At 67.7% G+C, this 20,368-nt stretch carries 17 protein-coding genes; 6 read left to right on the top strand and 11 right to left on the bottom strand.

Features of this window, described 5'->3' with window-relative positions:
- Position 1 precedes the first annotated feature (1 nt).
- The 4 genes from AXYL_RS16375 to rocD all read right to left on the bottom strand — a co-directional run bounded on the left by AXYL_RS16375 (position 2) and on the right by rocD (position 4,853).
- Entirely contained in the window at positions 2-1,060 is a 1,059-nt protein-coding gene (locus AXYL_RS16375) for an alcohol dehydrogenase (RefSeq protein ID WP_013393933.1), read from the bottom strand.
- Between the two features lie 62 nt (positions 1,061-1,122).
- Entirely contained in the window at positions 1,123-2,331 is a 1,209-nt protein-coding gene (locus AXYL_RS16370) for an ABC transporter substrate-binding protein (protein ID WP_013393932.1), read from the bottom strand.
- A gap of 324 nt (positions 2,332-2,655) precedes the next feature.
- Positions 2,656-3,618: an arginase gene (gene rocF, locus AXYL_RS16365; protein ID WP_013393931.1), complete on the bottom strand. Its 963-nt coding sequence runs from the start codon at positions 3,616-3,618 to the stop codon at positions 2,656-2,658.
- Entirely contained in the window at positions 3,618-4,853 is a 1,236-nt protein-coding gene (rocD, locus tag AXYL_RS16360; protein ID WP_013393930.1) for an ornithine--oxo-acid transaminase, read from the bottom strand. Before rocD ends, rocF begins: the two co-directional genes overlap by 1 nt.
- Positions 4,854-5,015: 162 nt before the next feature.
- Between rocD and AXYL_RS16355 the strand changes: the two genes are divergently transcribed.
- Both AXYL_RS16355 and AXYL_RS35310 read left to right on the top strand, forming a co-directional pair.
- Positions 5,016-5,837: a MetQ/NlpA family ABC transporter substrate-binding protein gene (locus AXYL_RS16355; protein ID WP_013393929.1), complete on the top strand. Its 822-nt coding sequence runs from the start codon at positions 5,016-5,018 to the stop codon at positions 5,835-5,837.
- Positions 5,838-5,993: 156 nt separating this feature from the next.
- Positions 5,994-7,394: a diguanylate cyclase gene (locus AXYL_RS35310; RefSeq protein ID WP_013393928.1), complete on the top strand. Its 1,401-nt coding sequence runs from the start codon at positions 5,994-5,996 to the stop codon at positions 7,392-7,394.
- Positions 7,395-7,422: 28 nt separating this feature from the next.
- Here AXYL_RS35310 and AXYL_RS16345 read toward each other — a convergent pair whose 3' ends face one another.
- The gene (locus AXYL_RS16345; RefSeq protein WP_041653710.1) at positions 7,423-8,610 is read right to left on the bottom strand and encodes an MFS transporter; all 1,188 of its coding nucleotides are present in this window, start codon (positions 8,608-8,610) and stop codon (positions 7,423-7,425) included.
- Between the two features lie 91 nt (positions 8,611-8,701).
- Between AXYL_RS16345 and AXYL_RS16340 the strand changes: the two genes are divergently transcribed.
- Entirely contained in the window at positions 8,702-9,157 is a 456-nt protein-coding gene (locus AXYL_RS16340; protein ID WP_013393926.1) for an Lrp/AsnC family transcriptional regulator, read from the top strand.
- A gap of 10 nt (positions 9,158-9,167) precedes the next feature.
- Here the strand turns inward: AXYL_RS16340 and AXYL_RS16335 are convergent, their stop codons facing one another.
- The 5 genes from AXYL_RS16335 to AXYL_RS16315 form a co-directional block, all read right to left on the bottom strand.
- Positions 9,168-10,337, bottom strand: a complete 1,170-nt coding sequence (locus AXYL_RS16335) for a metallophosphoesterase (RefSeq protein WP_013393925.1) — start codon at positions 10,335-10,337, stop codon at positions 9,168-9,170.
- Positions 10,338-10,459: 122 nt separating this feature from the next.
- Positions 10,460-10,948 carry a GNAT family N-acetyltransferase gene (locus AXYL_RS16330; protein ID WP_013393924.1) on the bottom strand — a complete coding sequence of 163 codons (489 nt, stop codon included), beginning with the start codon at positions 10,946-10,948 and terminating at the stop codon, positions 10,460-10,462.
- Between the two features lie 50 nt (positions 10,949-10,998).
- Entirely contained in the window at positions 10,999-12,216 is a 1,218-nt protein-coding gene (locus AXYL_RS16325) for an alpha-hydroxy acid oxidase (RefSeq protein ID WP_013393923.1), read from the bottom strand.
- A 91-nt stretch (positions 12,217-12,307) separates the two neighbouring features.
- A complete protein-coding gene (gene asd / locus AXYL_RS16320; RefSeq protein ID WP_013393922.1) occupies positions 12,308-13,171 on the bottom strand; it encodes an archaetidylserine decarboxylase in 864 nt (287 codons plus the stop codon).
- 233 nt (positions 13,172-13,404) lie between these two features.
- On the bottom strand, positions 13,405-15,759 hold the full coding sequence (locus tag AXYL_RS16315) for a cytochrome P450/oxidoreductase (protein WP_013393921.1): 2,355 nt from the start codon (positions 15,757-15,759) through the stop codon (positions 13,405-13,407).
- Between the two features lie 112 nt (positions 15,760-15,871).
- Here AXYL_RS16315 and AXYL_RS16310 point away from each other — a divergent pair, with 112 nt between their 5' ends.
- Positions 15,872-16,708: an IclR family transcriptional regulator gene (locus tag AXYL_RS16310; RefSeq protein ID WP_041653707.1), complete on the top strand. Its 837-nt coding sequence runs from the start codon at positions 15,872-15,874 to the stop codon at positions 16,706-16,708.
- On the opposite strand, the gene AXYL_RS16305 is transcribed toward AXYL_RS16310, so the two are convergent.
- Positions 16,705-17,646, bottom strand: coding sequence for a LysR substrate-binding domain-containing protein (locus AXYL_RS16305; protein ID WP_013393919.1), 942 nt, complete (start codon positions 17,644-17,646; stop codon positions 16,705-16,707). The two genes, AXYL_RS16310 and AXYL_RS16305, sit on opposite strands and share 4 nt — an antisense overlap.
- Before the next feature lie 143 nt (positions 17,647-17,789).
- Here AXYL_RS16305 and AXYL_RS16300 point away from each other — a divergent pair, with 143 nt between their 5' ends.
- Complete coding sequence (locus tag AXYL_RS16300) at positions 17,790-18,752, top strand: Bug family tripartite tricarboxylate transporter substrate binding protein (protein ID WP_013393918.1); 963 nt, start codon at positions 17,790-17,792, stop codon at positions 18,750-18,752.
- Positions 18,749-20,341: a sulfatase gene (locus AXYL_RS16295; protein WP_013393917.1), complete on the top strand. Its 1,593-nt coding sequence runs from the start codon at positions 18,749-18,751 to the stop codon at positions 20,339-20,341. Before AXYL_RS16300 ends, AXYL_RS16295 begins: the two co-directional genes overlap by 4 nt.
- The last annotated feature ends 27 nt before the right edge of the window (positions 20,342-20,368 follow it).

Genomic DNA, 20,368 nt, shown 5'->3' with positions numbered 1-20,368 from the left:
TTCAGTTCGTCAGCACCGCGCGGCCCACCACCTTGCCGGCCCGCAGCGACGCCAGCACGCTGTCGGCTTCGGCCAGCGCATGGCGGTGCACCGGCATGGGCGGCACCTTGCCGGCCCGCACCAGTTCCATCAGTTCCTGCAGTTCGGCCAGGTTGCCGACGTAGCTGCCGACGATGGACAGGGCCTTCATGGGGATTAGCGCGATCGGCCAGGACGAGGCGCCGCCGAACAGGCCCACGATGATCAGCTTGCCGCCCTTGGTCAGAAAGTCGAAGGCCAGCGAGGTGGTCGCGGGCGCGCCGACCAGATCGATGGCGGCCTGCACGGGCTTGCCGCCGGCTGCCTTGATGATCTGCTGCGCGGCGTCGGGTGCCGCACCGTCGATGGCGGCCAGGGCGCCGGCTTCCAAAGCGGCCTGGCGCTTGGCCGGGTCGATGTCGACCACGATGGCGCCCGCACCGCCCAGGGCCTTGATCAGCGTGAGGCTCATCAGGCCCAGGCCGCCGGCGCCGAAGATGACCACGGGGTGCGAGCGGTACACGTCGGCGCCGATCTTCTTCAGCGCGGAATAGGTGGTGAGCCCGGAGCAGGCATAGGGGGCGATCTGCGCGGGATCGAGGTCGCCGATGTCGATCAGGTAGCGCGGGTGCGGCACCAGGATGTGGTCGGCGTAGCCGCCGGCGCGGTGCACGCCCAGGCAGGCGGGCGCGGAGCAATGGTTTTCGATGCCGGCCTGGCAAGGCGGGCAGTTGCCGCAGCCGATCCAGGGATAGACCAGGTAGTTGCGGTCGACCGGCAGCCCCTGGGCGTCGGGGCCAGCGGCGACCACGGCGCCCACGGTTTCGTGGCCCATGGTCAGGGGCAGCGAGACGCCGCGGTCCTTCAGCGACAGCGTGCGGCCCTGGCCCAGGTCGTAGCCGCCTTCCCACAAGTGGATATCGCTGTGGCAAACGCCCGCTGCGCGTACCTTCAGCAGCACCTGCGACCCCTGCGGCGTCGGGGTGGGCGGGTTCATTTCCTGCAGGGGTTCGCGGAAGTTCACGACGCAATAGCACTTCATGGGATGTCTCCTCCTGGGTGTTTTTAACGGCCGGCCCGCAGGGCGGGCGCGGCGCGGCAACGCTATTTCTTCACGCTCGGGCATTCACTGTCCGCCAGGGACACGAAGACCTTTTCGCCCGGCACCGTGGACAGGATGCGATAGAAGTCGCCGGGATATTTGGATTCGGCGGGTTTCTTCACTTCGACCAGATACAGATCCATGATGACGCGGCCGTCTTCGGGGCGCACCCGGGCATTCTTGATCAGTTTGGTGGTGATGGGCAACTCGCGCATCTTCTGGTTGACGGTGGCGCCGTCGAAGGAACCGGCGGCCTGGGCGGCCTGCAGGTAGTGCGTGGTGGCGACGTAGCTCAGCGCCTGCACGATGGACGGCGCGCGCGTCACGCCCATCTTCTTCTGCCAGCGCTGGGTCCAGGCGCGGGTGTCTGCATCGGCGTCCCAGTAGAAGCCGGTGGGGAAGGTCAGCCCTTGCGCCACCGGCAGGCCCATCGCCTGCACGTCGTTGATGAAGGTCAGGAAAGTCAGCATGCGCTGCTTGCCACCGGTCAGGCCGAACTCCTGGGCCTGTTTGATCAGGTTGACCAGATCGCCGCCGGCGCTGGCCAGGCCCACCACGTTGGCCTTGGACGATTGCGCCTGCACCAGGAAGGACGCGAAGTCCATGGCGCCCAGGGGATGGCGCGTGCTGCCCAGCACCTTGCCGCCCGCCGCGTCGACGAAGCGCGAGGCGTTCGCTTCCAGCGACTTGCCGAACACGTAGTCGGTGGTGATGAAGTACCAGGACTTGCCGCCGCTTTCGACCACGCTCTTGACCACCGCGTTGGCCAGGGCATACGTATCGGGCGCCCACTGCGTGCTGAGGTTGCTGCACTGCTTGCCGCTGAAGTCGCCGGCGAAGCCGCCGCTGATGAGGGCGGTGCCGCCTTTTTCCCGCGCCACGCCTTGCGCGGCGAGGCCCGCGGAGCTGGCGCCGCCGTCCACCACGGCCACCAGGCCCTGCGTGTCGAACCAGCGGCGCACCAGGGCCGAGGCCACGTCCGCCTTGTTCTGGTTGTCCGCGCCTATGACCTCGACGGTCTTGCCGGCGACCTTGCCGCCGAAGTCCTCGACCGCCATGCGGACCGCCATTTCCGAGCCCAGGCCGCCCAGGTCCGAATAGATGCCGGAACGGTCGTTGGACACGCCCAGGCGCACCACGTCGGATTGGGCTTGGGCCGCGCAGGCGGCCAGCGAGGCGGCCAGCGCCGCCAACAGGGGTTTGATACGCATCTGCTTGCCTCCCGGCCCGAACGGGCCGATTTATCGGTTTTTCGTTTGATGCTGTGTATCCGCTTGCGGGGCGCCAGTTCTCCATCTGGCTGAAAATTAATTCACAATGGTGAAAGAAAATTCCTGTGCAAGAACTTAGATTCGCACATGTGAAAAGTCAACAGAGGGGATTTCCCAGGCCCGGGGGCGATCCGCCGGACTCGTCGGGGCGGGCGAGGGGGGGCGCCGAAATAGGGGAGTCAGGCAGAGCGCGCGCGGGTCACGCGCCATGCGCGGCCCGAGCCGGCGCATGGCTGTCACCGCATGGCGCAGGGGCAGGCCGGCTCAGGAGCCGCGGCGCATCAGGGTGGACTTGCCGAACAGGCTTTCGATCAGGTCCACCGCCAGTTCGGCGGTCTTGTTGCGCACGTCGAAGGCCGGGTTCAGCTCCACCACGTCCAGCGAGCGCATCAGGCCGGTATCGGCGATCATTTCCATGCAGAGCTGGGCTTCGCGATAGGTCGGGCCGCCCGCCACGGTGGTGCCCACGCCGGGGGCGATTTCCGGATCCAGGAAATCCACGTCGAAGCTCACGTGCAGATGGGTGTCCTCGTCCAGCCCCGCCAAGGCCGCTTCCATGGTGGCGCGCATGCCCATTTCGTCCAGGTAGCGCATGTCGAAGACTTCCAGGCCGGCTTCGTGGACCAGGCGCTTTTCGCCCTGGTCCACGCTGCGTATGCCGATCTGCCGCACCCAGCCCGGTTCGATGTCGGGAGTCTGGCCGGACAGTCCGGTGATCTGCGCCGGACCATAGCCGCACAGGCAGGCCACGGGCATGCCATGGATGTTGCCGGTGGGCGTCAAGGCGTTGGTATTGAAATCGGCATGGGCGTCCAGCCACAGCACCCGCAGCTTCTTGCCAACTGCGCGGCAGTGGCGCGCCACCGCGCTGATCGAGCCTATGCCCAGGCAGTGGTCGCCGCCCAGCAGGATGGGCAGGCGGCCCTGGCTGAGTTCCTCGTAGACGGCGTCGTGCACAGCTCGGTTCCACGCGGCCACTTCGTCCAGATGGCGGTAGCCGTCCACGGGTGGCAGCCAGGGATTGGCGGGCCCGTAGAGGTTGCCGCGGTCGGTGACCTGAAAGCCCTGGGCCTCGATGACCGGACCCAGGTCCGCCACGCGCAGGGCCTCCGGACCCATGGAGGCGCCGCGCGCGCCGGCGCCGATGTCTGTGGGCGCGCCGATCAGGGTGATGTGTTGGGGCAGGTTGGCGGTGTTCTGCAAGTCGCGGGCTCCGGTGGGGTGCATCAAGTGGCGGATAGTACCGCGCTCAACTGATCGCAAGCCCAGTCGATCTGCTCGCGTGTCACGATCAGGGGCGGCGACAGGCGCAGCGTGTGGCCGTGGGTGTCCTTGACCAGCATGCCGCGTGCCTGCAGGCGTTCGCACCACAGGCGCGCGCCGCCGGCGTCGGGCTCCAGTTCCACGGCCAGCATCAGGCCGCGTCCGCGCACTTCGCGCACCGGGCCGGGCAGGGTGCGCAGGCGGTCCAGGAAGTACGCGCCCATGGCGGCGGCGTTTTCTATCATGCCTTCCTCGGTCAGCACGCGCAGCGCGGCGCGCGCGATGGCGCAGGCCAGCGGGTTGCCGCCGAAGGTGCTGCCGTGCTGGCCCGGCTGGAATACGCCCAGCACGTCGGCGTTGGACAGCACCGCGGACACCGGATAGAAGCCGCCCGACAGCGCCTTGCCGATCAGCGTCACGTCGGCCTCGATGCCTTCATGTTCTTCGGCCAGCAGCTTGCCGGTGCGGCCCAGGCCGGTCTGGATCTCGTCCAGGATCAGCGTGATGCCGCTTTCGGTGCAGCGTTGGCGGACCCGCGCGAAATAGTCCGCGGGCGGCAGGACCACGCCGGCTTCGCCCTGTATGGGTTCGACCAGGAAGGCCACCGTATTGGGCGTGATCGCGGCGTCGAAGGCATCGTAGTCGCCGAAGGGTACGACCTTGAAGCCCGGCGCGAACGGCCCGTAATGGCCGTAGGCGTCGGGGTCGGTCGAGAAGCCCACGATGCCCAGCGTGCGGCCATGGAAGTTGTTGGCGCAGACGATGATCTCGGCCTGGTCCTGCGGCACGCCGCGCACTTCGTAGCCCCATTTGCGCACCGCCTTGATGGCGGTTTCCACGGCTTCCGCGCCGCTGTTCATCGGCAAGATCTTGTGTGCCCCGGTCAGGCGGGCCAGGTCTTCGTAGAACGGCGCCATCTGGTCGTGGCGGAAGGCGCGCGAGGTCAGCGTGAGCTTCTGCGCCTGCTCGTTCATGGCGGCGAGAATGGCGGGGTGGCAATGCCCCTGGTTCACGGCCGAATAGGCCGACAGGCAATCCAGGTACTTGCGGCCGTCCACGTCGTAGAGCCAGACGCCGCTGCCGCGCGCGATGACCACGTCGAGGGGATGGTAGTTGTGCGCGCCGAGCTGGTCTTCCACGCGGTCGCGGTGGCTGGCGGCGGACTGCGCGCCCGGTTGGGTGTTCAATACCGCGCTCATGAGGGTCTCCCGCGGAGGTATTGCAGTCATCTTAGCGCCGCCAGCGGCTCCGCGGCATTGCCATTGCGTGACAAAAGGGCATTGCGGGCGGCCGCAGCAGGCTGCTGCACAATAAGCGCTTGTGCCGGGCAATGCCCTGTTTTTGATATCTGGATGGTCCTTATGTTTCTGCATCAACTGCTTCTGAAACTTACCCGCCGCGTCGCGGCCGCCGGGCTGGTCCTGGCTTGCGCAAGCAACGCCATGGCGCAGGACAAGCCGCTGCGCATCGGCGTGATTCCGAGCGTCGCGAACGCCGCCACCGAACTTGCCATCGCCCAGGCCAAAAAGGAGGGGTTGGACGTCAAGCTGGTGGAATTCAACGACTGGGTGCTGCCGAACATCGCGGTGGCCGATGGTTCGGTGGACGCGAACTTCTTCCAGCACGAACCTTTCCTGGAACTGTTCAACCAGCGCCGCGGCGCCAACCTGAAGCCCATCGCATACGGTTATTCCACCACCATTGGCCTGTTTTCGAAGAAGCTGAAGAAGGGCGACGCGATGCCCGAGGGCGCGACCATCGCGGTGCCGAACGACCCGGTCAATACCGGTCGCGCGCTGTTGCTGCTGGAATCCATCGGCCTGATCAAGCTCAAGCCCGGCGTGGCGCATCAGGCCGCGCTGGAAGACGTGGTGTCGAACCCAAAGAAGCTGAAGTTCGTGCCGATTGAAGGTTCGCAGTCCGCGCGCACTTTCGACGACGTGACCGCGTCCGTCACCTACACCACCTTTGCCAAACAGGCCGGCTTGAACGAAAAGGACGGCCTGGCCTTCGACAACACCGATCCGGCCAATGTGCGGCGCTATGCCATCCGCTGGGTGGCCACGCCGGCCGGCGCGCAGGACCCGCGGCTGCTGAAGTTCATTTCGATCTATCAGAATTCGGCCGAAGTGAAGGCCAAGCTGCGCAGCTTGTACGGCGATCTGATCGACTTTCCCTGGTAGCGCGCAGGGGCCTGGCCAAGGGGACGTTGACGATTCTTGCCAGTTGGGCTCAGGGATTACTCGTATACTGGCCCCGATTTTTAACCCCTCGGCCTGTAGTCGCCACGATGGCCGCTATGCGGAGGGCCGCGCCGTCCTCCCCTCGATAGCAGAGCCATGCGTATTCCATCGTCTGATGATGTTGCCCATGCCCAGGTTCTGGCCGTGCAAGATGGCCGCATCCTGGCGGCCGCCAGCGCAATTCTGGCGGCGGGCCAAGACCGTTTTTTCCAGACGCTGGCCGGGCGCGCCGTGCAGGACATGGGCGCGGATTACGCCTGGGTCCGGCTGGATCAAGCCGATGACGCCGCAGGGCTGATCGCCAGCGCCAGTTGCCGCGACGGCATTGCCGCGGACCTCGCGGGCGCAGACGAGGCGGTGCATGCCTTGTTGGCGGACCGCGCGGCCTACGCCTGCCTGGATGGCATGCCGCAAGACGAGCCTTGGTTGAGCGAGGCCGGTGTGCTGGCCTGTGTGGCGCGCACCCTTTACGACGCCAATGCGGTGGCCTGCGGCCACATCGTTTTTGCGTTCAGGCGGGCGCTGACAGACGTGTCCGCCTATGCCAACGCGCAAGATATCCTGGCCGCGTATGCGCAACACGCCGTGCTGGGCGTGGCTGTCCGCGATCGCGAACTGGCGCGGCTCAACGAAGTCATTGTGCAGTTCGGCGCGCTGTTCCGGACGGCGCCGGTGCTGATCAACGCCTTCGATGCGGACGGCCGCTGTACCTTGTGGAACGACGCCTGCGCGCGCCGCTTCGGCTGGTCAGAAGCCGAGATCAAGCAGAGCCCGGACCCGTTCGCGCTGTTCTATCCCGACCCGACGGTCCGGAACCGCGCGATGGATAGCGTGGTCGCGCGGCCCGACCGCTCTTTCCGCGAATGGCAGCCGCGCACGCGCGACGGCGAGCTGTTGTCGGTGCTGTGGTCCAACGTCAGGTTGCCCGACGGCAAAGTGGTCAACCTGGGCATGGACGTCACCGAAAGCCGGCGCGCCGAAGCGGCGCTGGCGCGGATGGCCAGGGTGGATAGCTTGACCGGCTGCTGGAACCGCGCCGAAATCCTCAAGCGCATGGAAGACCGTCTGGCAGACGGCCGGCACGGGGAGGGCGGACCGACCACGGCGCTGATGCTGGACCTGGATTACTTCAAGCAGGTCAACGACCGCTATGGCCATCTGGGCGGAGACGTCGCGCTGCGGCACTTCTGCGATCAGCTGCGCACCTGTCTGCGCGAAGGCGATTCGATAGGGCGGCTGGGCGGCGAGGAGTTCCTGGTGCTGCTGGCCGATGCGGACGCGGCGGTGGCGCGCGCGATCTGCGAACGCTTGCGCGCCAGCCTGCGGCAGCATCCGGCGGACATAGACGGGTCGGTGGTGACGCTATCGGTCAGCGGCGGCATCGCCGGCTTTCTACCCGGCGATGCCACGGCGTCGGACGTGCTGCGTCGCGCCGACTTCGCGCTCTATCAGGCCAAACGGTCGGGCCGGGACTGCGCGGTGGAATACCGGAGCTGAGCGGCGATCCGGCGATAGCCTTGGCGGTTCAGGCGGCAGCCTGACCGCGCGCCGCGCGCCGGCCGTTCAGACGCCAATGCAGGCCTAGCGCCGCGGCGGCCAGGGCGCTGGCCGCGGCCAATCCCAGCGCTTCGAAGCCGGCATGGGTATACAGGGTGCCGGCGATGGCAGTGCCCACGCTTGCGCCCAGGTAGGTGGTGCAGGTGTTCAGACCGAGTACCGCGCCGCGCTCTTCGGGCCGGGCGCGCGACAGCAGCAACACCAGCAGGTTGAGGCTCAGCTGCGAGGCCGCGCCCCATAGCGTGGCGATGGCGAGCACCGCGGCCAGCGCATGGGCGGCCGGCAGCAGCCCCAGGTACACCAGCGCGATGACGCCCAGCGCCAGCGGCAGGGCGCGGCGCGGACCCAGCCGCTCGATCAGCGGGGCGCCGGCCACGCCGGCCAGCAGGAACCCGGCGCCGTAGGCAAAGGCGATGAAGCCCACTTGCCCGGCGCTCAGCCCCAGCAGGCCGCGCACGTGGTCGGCCAGGAACGCGTACACGCCATAGAACGCCGACGAGAACGCCAGGCAGCCCAGCAGCAAGGCGGGCACGTCGCGGTAGGACAGGGGCGCCAGCAGGCGCGATAACCGCAGCGGGGCTGGATTGTCCGCGCGGCGTTGCGGCAGCTTGCGCAACCCCAGCGCGGCGACCGCCGCGCATAGCGCCAGCGTGCCGTAGGTAGCGCGCCAGCCCACGGCATCGGAGATCAGCGCTGACAGTGGCACGCCCGCCACCAGCGACACGGACCAGCCCGCGATGACGCGGCCCAGCGTGCGGGCTTCCTGGCCAGGCTGAGCGATCAGCGAGGCGGATCCATAGGCCGCAGGCAGGATGACGCCCGCCGCGGCGCCTGCCAGGGCTTGCGCCAGCGTCAGCACGATCCAGTGCGGCGCGCAGGCGGACAGGATCAAGGCGGCGATCAGCACGGCCATCGCGCCCAGGAGCGAGCGGCGGATGCCGATGCGGTCGATGCGGGCGGCCAGGAAGAAGGCGCTGGCGGCGGTGGCCGCGCCGTAGGCGGAAATAGCGGTGCTGATGGTCAGCGGCGAGGTGGCAAAGGAGCGCGCCACGTCGCTCAGGATGGGGCTGAGCGCCAGGCCGTTGGAGCCTACGACGCTGACGGCGAACATCAGGGCGGGGACGGAAGAAGACTGGCGGGTGCTACGGTTCTGCATCGCCAAATTTTATTGGAATAAAATAAGGGTTAACGCGTATATTTCCTTATTCCATAAAAGTTCGAATGCCGTTCGGCAGAACCCGATTCCAATGCCTGATCTTGATGACCGCGACCGAAAGCTGTTAACGCTGCTGGCCGACGACGCCTCCCCCAGCTACGCCGAACTGGGCAAATTGCTGAACCTTTCCGCCCCGGCTGTGCATGAACGGGTCAAGCGCCTCAAGCGCGACGGCCTGATCAAGGGCATCGCCGCCAAGCTGGACGGCGCCCGGATAGGGCGGCCGCTGCTGGCCTTCGTGCACGTGGACACCAACAACTGGACCATCACGCAGCAGGTGCTGGGGCTGGCCGAACTGACCGAGGTGGAAGAGATCCACACCATCACCGGCAAGAGCGCGATGCTGTTGAAAGTGCGCGTGCGCGACACGCAGGCGCTGGAATCGCTGCTGGCGCGCATCCATCAGATCGACGGCATCACCAACACCACCAGCGACATCGCGCTGACCAGCTATCTGGAGCGCGGACCCTTGCCGGACAACGGCTGAAGCGCGCCGTTCAGCCGGCGCGAGCCGCGCGCAGGCGCAGCCGCGTGATCTCGGATGGGGCGCCCAGGCGCTTGGGCGGTCCCCAGTAGCCGGTGCCGCGGCTGATGTAGATCCACATTTTTCCCAGGCGATGCAGGCCCGCCGTGTAGGGCTGCTGGAACCGCACGAAGAATCCCCACGGAAAGAACTGCCCGCCATGGGTATGGCCGGACAATTGCAGGGTATAGCCCAGCGGCTCGGCCGCCGCCGCGCTGCGCGGCTGATGCGCCAGCAGGATCCTGGGCAGCGCGTCGGCGGGCGCGCCGGCCAGCGCGGCCTTGGGGTTGCTGCGCTGCTGCGGGTCGAAGGAACCGGCGCTGTAGTCGGTAATGCCCGCCACCACCACGGGCAGGCCGGCAGGGTGGATGACTACGTGTTCATTCATCAGCACGCGCAGTCCCATGCGGCGGAATTCGGCGATCCAGGGCGTGGCGCCCGAATAATATTCATGATTGCCGGTGACCAGGTACACGCCGTGGGTCGCCCGCAGCTGGCCCAGCGGACTGGCCTGGGCTGCAAGCTGTTCGACGCTGCCGTCGACCACGTCGCCGGTGATGGCGACCATGTCCGGCAACTGCTCATTGACGGCGTCGACGATGGCCTGCACGTAGCGTTTCTTGATGGTCGGGCCGACGTGGATATCGCTGATCTGCACGATGGTGAAGCCGTCCAGGTCGGGCGCCAGCCCGGCGATAGGGACGTCCACGTCGACGATACGCGCGCGTTTGCGGGCGTTGTACAGGCCGATCAAGGTGCCGGCGAGGGCCAGTACGGGCACGGCCCAGGCGCTGACCCAACGCAGCGAGGTCCAGGGCAACTCGGCTCCGATGATCAGGTTCGCCAGCCAGGTCACCAGCAGCAGCGCATCGCGCAGCACGGTCAGCACGAATAGCGACGAGAACAGGCCCATGGCGAACAGCCCGACCCAGGCGATGCGGTCGCCCCAGGGCGGGTGCACGGAAGAACGGCCCAGCATTCCCAGCGGAATCAGGATGCAGGACAGCAGCAAGGCCAGGATGGCGGCGGCGGAACCTGCGCCGCCCAACTGAGCATCCGGGATCAGGCGGGCGCCCACGTAGACGTGAGCCAGGGCCCCCAAGGTCAGGAAGCGCAGGAAGAAAGAAGATTGGCGTAGGGACACGGCGGCTCTGGGGCGCGCCGGGCCGGGAGCAGCGGCGCGCGTGGCAAGGGAATCGCCATTCTATGCCGGGCCCGGGGGCCCGTAACGTCTCTTGAAGTGCGGGCGCCGCGCTTGCAGCAAGGCTAGATGCGCAGTGCCCAGAATTCCTGGTCGAAGGCCTGGCCATAGGCAGCCTGGTCCGGCACCACCTTCACCGGCTCGAACCCCAGGCGCCGGTACAGCGCCCTGGCCGCGGTCAGGCAGCTGTAGGTTTCCAGCTGGACTTCCTTCATGCCATGGGCGCGCGCGTGCTCCAGCACGGTGTCCATCATCCGGAGGCCAGCGCCTTTGCCGCGATGTTGCGGCAGGACCAGGACGAAATTGAGAAAGGCCACGCCGGCAGGCCGTTCGGAGACGGCGATCGACGCCACCCGTTCATCGCCGATGATGCCGATCCAGATGCGATTGAACGTGCTTGGCAGCCGGCGAAAGGCCTGCATCTTGCCGCCTATGTCATCCTCGAACCCGCGCTCGAAGCCGAACTCGGCCGCATAGACGTCGCCGTGCGCGGCAACAATCCATTCGTGGTCGCCCGGTAGCGCTGCGCGCACCTTCAGATCGTTTGCAGCCATGCTCGTTCACATGTTTCGATGGTCGGATGGCGCATTATGCGCCTGTCCGCTTAGGCAGCCGCGCGCATGAGCAGGTCCGCCTGCATTTCCCGCAGGTTGTTGATGCCCAGCATCGCCATATTGCGGTCGATCTCGGCGCGCAGCAGGCCGATGGCGTGCGACACACCGGCTTCGCCGCCGACGGCGGCCGCATAGTTGAAGGGCCGGCCGACGAAGACGAAGCTTGCGCCCAGCGCCAGGGCCTTGAGCACGTCGCTGCCGCGGCGCACCCCGCTGTCCATCATCACGGTCATGCCGCCCGCCGCCGCGACTACGCCGGGCAGGGCGCGCAGCGGCGAGACCGCACCGTCCAGCTGGCGGCCGCCATGGTTGGACACGATGATGCCGTCGGCCCCGTGCTGCCGCGCCAGCGCCGCGTCCTGCGGATGCAGGATGCCCTTGATGATGAGCGTGCCCGGCCATTGGCTGCGGATGCGCGCCACGTGCTCCCAGCTGAGGTGGTCGCGCGCGCTGAAGTCGCGCAGCACCGACGCCGACACTATCGGCGCGCCGCGCGTGGCGAAGGAGTTCTCGAAATGCGGCATGCCGTGAGCGAGCAGCGTGCGCATGAAGGTGCCGGCCAGCCAGCGCGGCCGCGTCAGGCCGTCCCAGGCCAGGCGCAGGCTGGGCTTGAGCGGGGTGGAAAAACCGGTGCGCACATTGTTCTCCCGGTTGGCCGACACGGGGATGTCCACCGTCAACACCAGGGTTTCGTAGCCCGCGCGGCGGGCGCGTTCGACCAGGGCGTCGATACGCTGCGGATCGCCGGGCAGATAGGCCTGGAACCAGGTGCCGGGCGCTGCGCGGATAACTTCTTCCATCGGAATCAGCGAGGTGCCGCTGAGGATGGCGGGTATGCCCTGTTCGCGGGCGGCGCGCGCCAGCACGATGTCGCCGCGGTAGGCCGACAGCGCGCTGATGCCCATGGGGGCGATGCCGAAGGGCGAGGCATAGCGGCGGCCGAAGATCTCGGTCTGCTGGGTGCGGCGCGATACGTCCACCAGCACGCGCGGCGAAAACGAATATTGCGCAAAGGCGCTGCGGTTGCCGCGCAGGGACTGGTTGTCTTCGGCCGCGCCCGCGACGTAGCCGAATATCGGGCGCGGCAGGCGCCGTTTGGCGGCGGCCTCGAAATCGTCCAGCGACAGCATGCGCGCCAGCGCGCGCGGCAAGGGGCGGTCGGCCGAGGCGGCGCGGGGACTGGCAGTGGTCGAGATGATGGATGTCATGGCGGGCCGGCAAAAGCCCGTAATCTAGCAACGCCGATTCATCGTATAAAGCGAATAAAACCAGACATCCAGCTTCGAATAAATCGAAATATCAGGCGGGCAGCGCCATCAGCTCGCCCATGCGCACCGGACCCAGCACCGAAGGCGTGTCGGCCCAGCGGATCTGGTTGGGGCCGAACAGCACGATGGCGGTGGAGCCCAGCTTGAAGCGGCCCATTTCCGCGCCCTTGGCAAGGTGGATCGGGGCGCGCGCCGCGTCGTCGTAGCGGGTGGATTTGACGCGGCGCTTGTGCGGCGTGACCAGGCCGGCCCATACGGTCTCGATGGAGGCGACGATCATCGCGCCCACCAGCACCAGGGCCATCGGGCCGTGCTCGGTGTCGAAGATGCAGACCACGCGTTCGTTGCGCGCGAACAGGCGCGGCACGTTGCGGGCGGTCAGCGGATTGACCGAAAACAGGCGGCCCGGCACGTGGATCATTTCGCGCAGGGTGCCGGCAACCGGCATGTGCACGCGGTGATAGTCCTTGGGCGACAGATAGATGGTGGCGAATTGGCCGCCCTGGAACGGCGCCGCGCGCTCGGCGTCGCCGCCCAGCAGGTCGGCCACGCCGTAGTTGTGGCCCTTGGCCTGGAAGATGCGGCCGTGTTCGATCGCGCCCATCTGGCTGATGGCGCCGTCGGCGGGACAGACCACCGAACCCGGTTCGTCGTCCAGCGGCCGGGCGTCTTCCTTGAGCGCTCGCGTGAAGAAGTCGTTGAAGCAATCGTAGGCCAGCGGCTCTTCCTGCAGCGCTTCGCGCATGTCCACGCCATAGCGGCGGACAAAGCGCGAGATCATCCAGTTCTTGACCGCCGGTTCCCGGCAGTCGGAGGCGTACCCGAAGAGCCGCGACACCAGGTGGTGGGGGGCGAGATACTGGCTGGCGAGGAAAAGTTGGTCTTTGATCGACATCTAGGAGCGCTGAGAAATGACCCCGCGGCTGGCCGCGGCATGGGCAAGCCCCGCTGGGGGCCCGCCTGCAGGCCCGGGACTGGCCGCGTCAAAAAACGTCGTCCCGCGTTGCAGCGGGACGGCGTGGTGATGAGCAGAGGGTGAATTCTACCGCTTTCAGGCGCACTTCAGGCATATGGATGCGCGCATGCGGCGTCGGGCGCAAGGACCCGGCGCCGCATGCATGCAGGCCGCTACAGCTCCAGCACGATGCGCCCGCCCTGGGCGCGCGAGCAGCAGGCCATCATGCGGGTGCCGGCCTCGCGCTCGGCGCGGGTCAGCACCACGTCGCGGTGGTCGACCGCGCCGCCCAGCACGCGCACTTCGCAGGAGCCGCAGAGTCCTTCCTCGCAATCGCTCTGCACGTCGATGTTGGCGCTGCGCAAGGCGGTCAGCAGGGTCTGGCCGGCGGGCACCTGCACGACGATGCCGGAGTCCTTCAACTCGGCCTCGAAGGCATGCTCCTTGGACGGGTCCAGCGTGGCAAGCGTGGAATGGAAGTGCTCCACGCGCAGGCTGTCCTCGGACCAGGCGCTGCATGCGGCCTGCAAGGCGTCCAGCATGCGTTCGGGGCCGCAGGCGTAGATCTGCGTGCCGGCTTCGGGAAGGGACAGCAGGGCGGCGAAGTCGTTGCGGCTGCCTTCGCCGCTGATGTGCAGGCGCAGGCGCTCGCCATGCAACTGCTGCAGCTCTTCCAGCATGGCCATGCAGGCGCGCGAGCGCCCGCTGTAATGCAGCTCGTAGGCCATGCCCAGTTCACGCGCGCGGCGCGCCATGGCGCTGATGGGCGTGATGCCTATGCCGCCAGCGATGAGGATCAAACGCTTGGCGCTTTCGTCCATGCGGAAATGGTTGCGCGGACCGCGCGCGCGCACGATGCTGCCGGCGCGCAGGTGCTGGTGGATCCAGGCCGAGCCGCCGCGACCCGCCGTTTCCTTGAGCACGGCGATCTCCAGCGCATTCGCGGCCGCCGGATCGCCGCAAAGCGAGTATTGGCGCGACAGGCCCGTATCGCCGCATTCGACATCGATGTGCGAGCCCGGCGTCCAGCGCGGCAGCGGCTTGCCGTCGGGCGATTCCAGCCGGATGCGTGCGATGCCGTCGGCCGCGGCCGTGACCTGGGTCACCACCAGCTTGCGGCTGATGGCATGGGTGGAGGGTTCGCCGATGCGCACCGGCTGCGCTTGGACTAGCAGGGCGGGATCGCGGCGCTCGGGGTTGTCGGCCGGGTTCCATTCCACCCACAGATGCTCGGGGCCGCGGAATGATGTGTTGGGCACGTAGGTGAACTGCTGCTGCGCCAGGCGCATGTGCGGCAGGCGGCGGGTCAGTTCTTCCAGGAAGATCTGCATCTCCATGCGCGCCAGGTTCTTGCCCATGCACTGGTGCGCGCCATAGCCGAAAGTCAGCTGGTCGCTGGCGTTGTCGCGGCGGATGTCGAAGAAGTCGGCGTCGGCGAAATGGCGCTCGTCATGATTGGCCGACGAGGACACGATCAGCAGCTTGGCGCCCGCCGGGATCGCCACGCCGGCGATCTCGGTGTCGCGCGTGGCCAGGCGGCGCCAGGCCGCGACCGAGCCATTGTGGCGCAGGCATTCCTCGACCGCGTTGGGCAGCAGCCCGGGGTCTTCGCACAGTTCGCGCCAGGCGTCGGGATGCTGCAGCAGCAGCTTGATGGCGTTGGCCGAGGCGTTGGCGGTGGTCTCGTGGGCCGCGACGATGCCGGCCATCATCATGGAATGCAGGTACGAGTCGGTCACGACCTCGGGATGGTCCTTCTGCTTGCGGATGCCGTACTGCATCCAGCCCGGCGCATCGGGATCCTGGCGCATCTTGTCCAGGATCTTGCCTGCCAATTGCCAGAAATTGCCCACCGCGTGCGCGACCTCAACTTGTTCCTCGGGCTTGGGCCGGCCCCAGGTGTTGACGGTGTGCGCAATGGAGTATTTGCGCAGCAGGTCCATGTCTTCCTCGGGCACGCCCAGGAAGTGCAGGGCCACCGTGAGCGGCACTTCCCACAGCATCTGGTCCACCAGGTCGGCGCGGCCGTCGTCGATGAAGCGGTCCACGTATTCGCGCGTCAGGCGCCGCACCATGGGTTCGTGGTGCTTGAGCTCGTCCGGGGTGAAGGGATCCATCAGCACGCGGCGGCGCGGCATGTGGGCCGGCTCGTCCTCGTTGACCAGCGTGCGGTTCATGGCGTAGCCATAGGTGGCCAGCACGGCGTTGGCCTCTGGGCCGGTCGGGGTGATCTTTTCCAGCGCGATCGAGGGGCTGTAGGTGTGGTTGTCGCGGAACACCGCCTTGATGTCGTCGTAGCGCGTCACCACCCAGTAGCCCAGCTTGGGGCTATAGAACACGGGTTCCTGTTCGCGCGCCCAGCGCACGTATTCGGGCGGATCCTGCTGGTAGCCGTCGCCGAATGGATCGAATTCCGCCGCGCGCGGGCTGACCGGACAGGCTTGGGCCCGGGCCAGCGCGGCGTGGTCGATGGGACAGCCGCCGGTGTTGGCGGGCGGGGTGGGTGCGGGGGTGGAAGGGTGGCCCATGGTGTCGCTCCGAATTACAATTGCGTAAATCATATACGCATTGCGTAATTATTCAATTGGGGTAATCTCCGGGCTGCGTCCCCAGCCGCCCGGCGGCTCCTTCATCGCACCCATGAAACAGACTCCCGATCCTTCCTCCGTCCCCGCCACGACCGCCGAGACGCCGCGTCCGCGGGAAAGGCGCCAGCGTGTACAAGCTGCCGAAACCGGCATGGCCGTGCTCAAGGGGCTGGGCCGGCTGGGCGGGCGCGCCAGCCTTACGCTGCTGGCCGCGCAGGTGGATGAAAGTCCCGCCAAGGTGCACCGCTATCTGGTCAGCCTGATGGAAGAGGGCCTGGTGGCGCAGGATGCCGCCACTCAACAGTACTACCTGGGCCTGGAGGCGATGCTGCTGGGCCTGGCCGCGCTGCGCCAGGCCGATCCCATCCGCCTGGCCGAACCCAGCCTGGTGCGCCTGCGCGAAGACCTGGAAGTGACCTGCTTCATCGCGGTCATGGGCAACAAGGGACCTACCATCGTGCGCTTCGAGGAGCCGGGCCTGCCGGTGACAGTGAACGTGCGCATGGGCTCGGTGCTGTCCATGCTCTGGTCGGCGACCGGGCGGGTGTTCCTGGCTTTGCAGGACGATGCGCGGGTGCGGGCGCTTGCCGAGGCTGAACTGGCGCGCGCGCCGGCCGACATGCGCGCGCAGCTGGATGCCGCCGACCCGATCGGCCGCCTGCGCCGCGAGGTGCTGGCCGCGGGCTGCGCCTCGGTGCGCGATACCAATTTGAAGGGCATCAGCGCCGTATCGGCGCCGCTGCTGGACCACAACGGCCGGCCCTGCGCCGCGCTGACCGCGCTGGGCGCGACGGGCGGCTTCGACGCCGCGACGGACGGTCCGATCGCGCAGGCGGTGCGGCGCGAAGCCGAGGCCGCCAGCGTGCTGCTGGGTTATCAGGCGCCTTAGTCCGACTGGGCCTGACCGGCGCCTCCGGACAAGCTGCGCAGCCATTCCATCGCCGCCTGCACCACCGGCATGCCCGCCGTATTGCGATTCACCACGGCGCCGATGGCACCGAAGTTGGCTTCCAGCCGCAGCGGCAGCACCGCCACGCCGCCTTGCCGCTCGCAGTAGCGCGCAATCGCCTGGGGCAGGGCCGCCAGGCGGTCGTCCTGGTCCAGCAGCGCCAGGGTGGCCAGCAGCGAGTTGGACTGGATGCTGGAATCGGGCGGGCGCGCCCCGGCATGCACGAAAGCCTCGTCCAGTCGCTCGCGCATCATGGTGGCTTCCAGCGGCAGCACCCAGGGCCAGCGCGCAAGTTCGGCGGCCTCCAGCGCGTCGCTTCCGACCAGCGGGTGGCCGGGGCGCGCCACCACCAGGATCGGTTCTTCGTGCAGGCGGATCACCTCGCAGTCCGCCGGCAGCAGGCGGCTGCCCAGGCGGCCCAGCACGATGTCCAGCTCGTCGCGCGCAAGCTTGTCCATGAGTTCTCCGAGCGCGCCTTCCACCAATTTCACCTCCAGGCGGGGCGACTGGCGCAACAGATGCGTGATCAGTTGCGGCGCGAGTTTGGGCGCGGCCGAGGGCAAGGTGCCCAGGCGCAGCAGGCTGGCGCCGCGCTCTTCGGCGGCCAGCAATTCCGCGGCCACCCGCTGGGCCGCGCCCAGGCTGTGCCGGGCGTGGCGGATCATAACCATTCCGGCATTGGTCGGTAGGGTGCCATGGGTCCCGCGCTCGAATAGCGCATAGCCCACCTGTTCCTCCAACTGCGCCAGCGCCTTGGACGCGGCGGGCTGGGACATATGCAGGCGCTCGGCGGCGCGGCCCAGGTGACGCTCGTCGTCCAGCGCGACCAGCAGTTCGGCATGACGCCGCTTGAGATGAGTGCTGGCGCGCTCTGGCATGGCGATTCATATTCATATGGTTATGAATCGTTCAGTTTATTTCATTTCACGCGGACGCCGGGCCCTGGGCATACTTGCCGCTCTACGAAAGACAGGCGCGCCCCGGCCAGGCCAGGGAAGGGCGCCGCGATGGAGACGAAGCAATGAAGAAATTCTGGATGGCCCTGGCCGCAAGCTGGGCCTGTGGCATGACGGGCACGGCGGCTGCCGCGGATGCGTACCCTGCGCGGCCGGTGCAGATCGTGGTGCCGTTCTCGCCGGGCGGCGCGGTGGACGTGCTGGCGCGCCAACTGGCGCAGCGCCTGGAACCCCGCGGCTACACCTTGGTGGTGGAGAACAAGCCGGGCGCGGGCGGCAATATCGCCGCATCCATGGTGGCGCGCGCCGCGCCCGACGGCTACACGCTGCTGATGGGCACCACCAATACGCACGGCATCAATAGCGCGCTGTACGCCAGCCTGCCTTATGACCCGGTGCGCGACTTCGCTCCGGTCGGCCTGGTGGCGGACAACGTGGTGGTGCTGCTGGCCAACGCCGAGTTTCCGGCTTCGACGCTGGCGGAAGCCGTCAAGCTGATCAAGGCCAATCCCGGCAAGTACACCTATGGCTCGCCCGGCCTGGGTACGGTGCACCAGTTGGCGATGGAGCAGTTGAAGCACGCCGCCGGCCTGGATGTGGTGCATGCACCGTACAAGGGCGCCGCGCCGGCGATGGCCGATCTGGTCGCTGGCCACGTGCCGCTGATGATAGGCGGCATCGCGCCGGCGATTCCGTTCCTGGCGTCCGGCAAGGTCAAGGTGCTGGGCGTGGCCAATACGGAAAAGTACGCCGCGCTGCCCGACGTGCCGCTGTTCTCCGACGTGGCCGCAGGCGTCGCGGTGCGTTCGTGGATCGGCTTGTTCGCGCCCGCCGGCACGCCGCCCGCGGTGGTGAAGAAGCTGAGCGCGGACCTGCAGGCCGTGCTTACCGACGGCGCGTTCGAACAGGCGCTGCAGCCCCTGGGCATGGTGCCGATCTACATGACGCCCGAGGCGTTCGGCGACATGGTCAAGCGCGACATGCCGGCGTGGCGCGCGGCGGTGGAGATGTCCGGAGCCAAGCAATGAGCCGTGCCGCGAAGCCCGTCAATTTCCTGTTGTTCATCACCGACCAGCACCGCGCCGACCATCTGGGCGCCTATGGCAACCAGGTGGTCCGCACGCCCAACCTGGACCGTCTCGCCGCGTCAGGTTGGCGGGCTGACAATATGCACGTGGCTACGCCCATCTGCATGCCCAACCGCGCCAGCCTGATGACTGGGCGCTATCCGTCCGCCCACGGCGCGCGCCACAACGGCATCGCGCTGTCGCTGCGCAGCCGCACCTTTGTCGAAGCCATGCGCGAGGCCGGCTACGGCACCGCGCTGGTCGGCAAGGTGCACTTGCAGAACATGACCGACATCCCGCCGTCCTGGCCGGTGCGTGCGGAGGACAGACTGTCGCGCGAGGCGGTTGAACCCGACGCCGGCCGCTATGACCAGGAGCAGCGCAAGCTGTGGTTGGAACATGCCGACCACGAGTTGAGCTATCCCTACTACGGGTTCGACCAGGTGGATCTGGTCGACGACCACAGCGACGACGTGCACGGGCATTACCGGCGCTGGTTGCGAAGCGTGCATCCTGAGATCGAGGCGCTGATCGGCCCGGCGCATGCCATTCCCGCGCCGGAGTATGAACTGACGCGCATCCGCCAGGCTTGGCGCACGCGCGTGCCTGAAGAGCTGTATCCCACGGCCTACATCGCTGACCGCAGCATCGATGCCCTGCGCGGCTATGCGGCGTCGGACCAGCCGTTCTTCCTGCAATGCTCGTTTCCCGACCCGCACCATCCCTTCACGCCGCCGGGACGCTTCTGGGACCTGCACAGGCCCGAGGACATGGAGCTGCCTGCGTCCTTCCACGGCGCTGGAACCCCGCCGCCGCACGTGGCCTGGCTGCGCGCCCAGCGTGACGCAGGCACTGCGGTCAAGCACACGCCCGCGATCTTCTCCTGCAACGAGCGCGAGGCGCGCGAAGCGCTGGCGCTGAACTACGGCTCGATCGCCAACATCGACAACCAGATCGGCCGGGTGCTGGCCGAGCTCGACGCGCTGGGGCTGGCCGACAACACGGTGGTGATCTTCACCAGCGACCATGGCGATTACCTGGGCGACCATCAGCTGATGCTGAAGGGGCCGATCCATTACCGCGGCCTGACGCGCGTGCCATTCATCTGGCACGATCCCGCCGCCACGCCGACGGCGGGCGCCGCCAGCGACGCCTTGCTCAGCACCATCGACGTCGCGCCCACCGTGCTGGCGCGCGCCGGCGTGCAGCCTTACAACGGTATCCAGGGGCGCGACATGGCCGGACTCATCAACGGGCGCGAGGCGGCCGTGCGCGACGCGCTCATGATCGAGGAAGAAGGTCAGCGCGTGATCCTGGGCTTCAACAGCCGCATCCGCTGCCGCACCTTGCTGGCGGACGGCTTTCGCGTCACGGTCTACGATGGCGCGCGCTGGGGCGAGCTGTACGACCTGAAGCAGGATCCGCACGAGCTGCGCAACCTGTGGGACGAGCCGGCGCATGCCGGTGATCGCGCGAGGCTGCTGGAACGGCTGGCCTACGGCATGCTGGAACACATCGACACCAGCCCCTATCCCAGCGCGCTGGCGTGATGCGGTGCGACCGGCTCAGGCGCGGCC

The sequence above is a fragment of the Achromobacter xylosoxidans A8 genome (assembly GCF_000165835.1).
GTDB classification, from domain to species: domain Bacteria; phylum Pseudomonadota; class Gammaproteobacteria; order Burkholderiales; family Burkholderiaceae_B; genus Achromobacter; species Achromobacter xylosoxidans_B.
The sequence above is the reverse complement of the archived record's forward strand: the minus strand, read 5'-3'. Positions and strand labels throughout refer to the sequence as shown.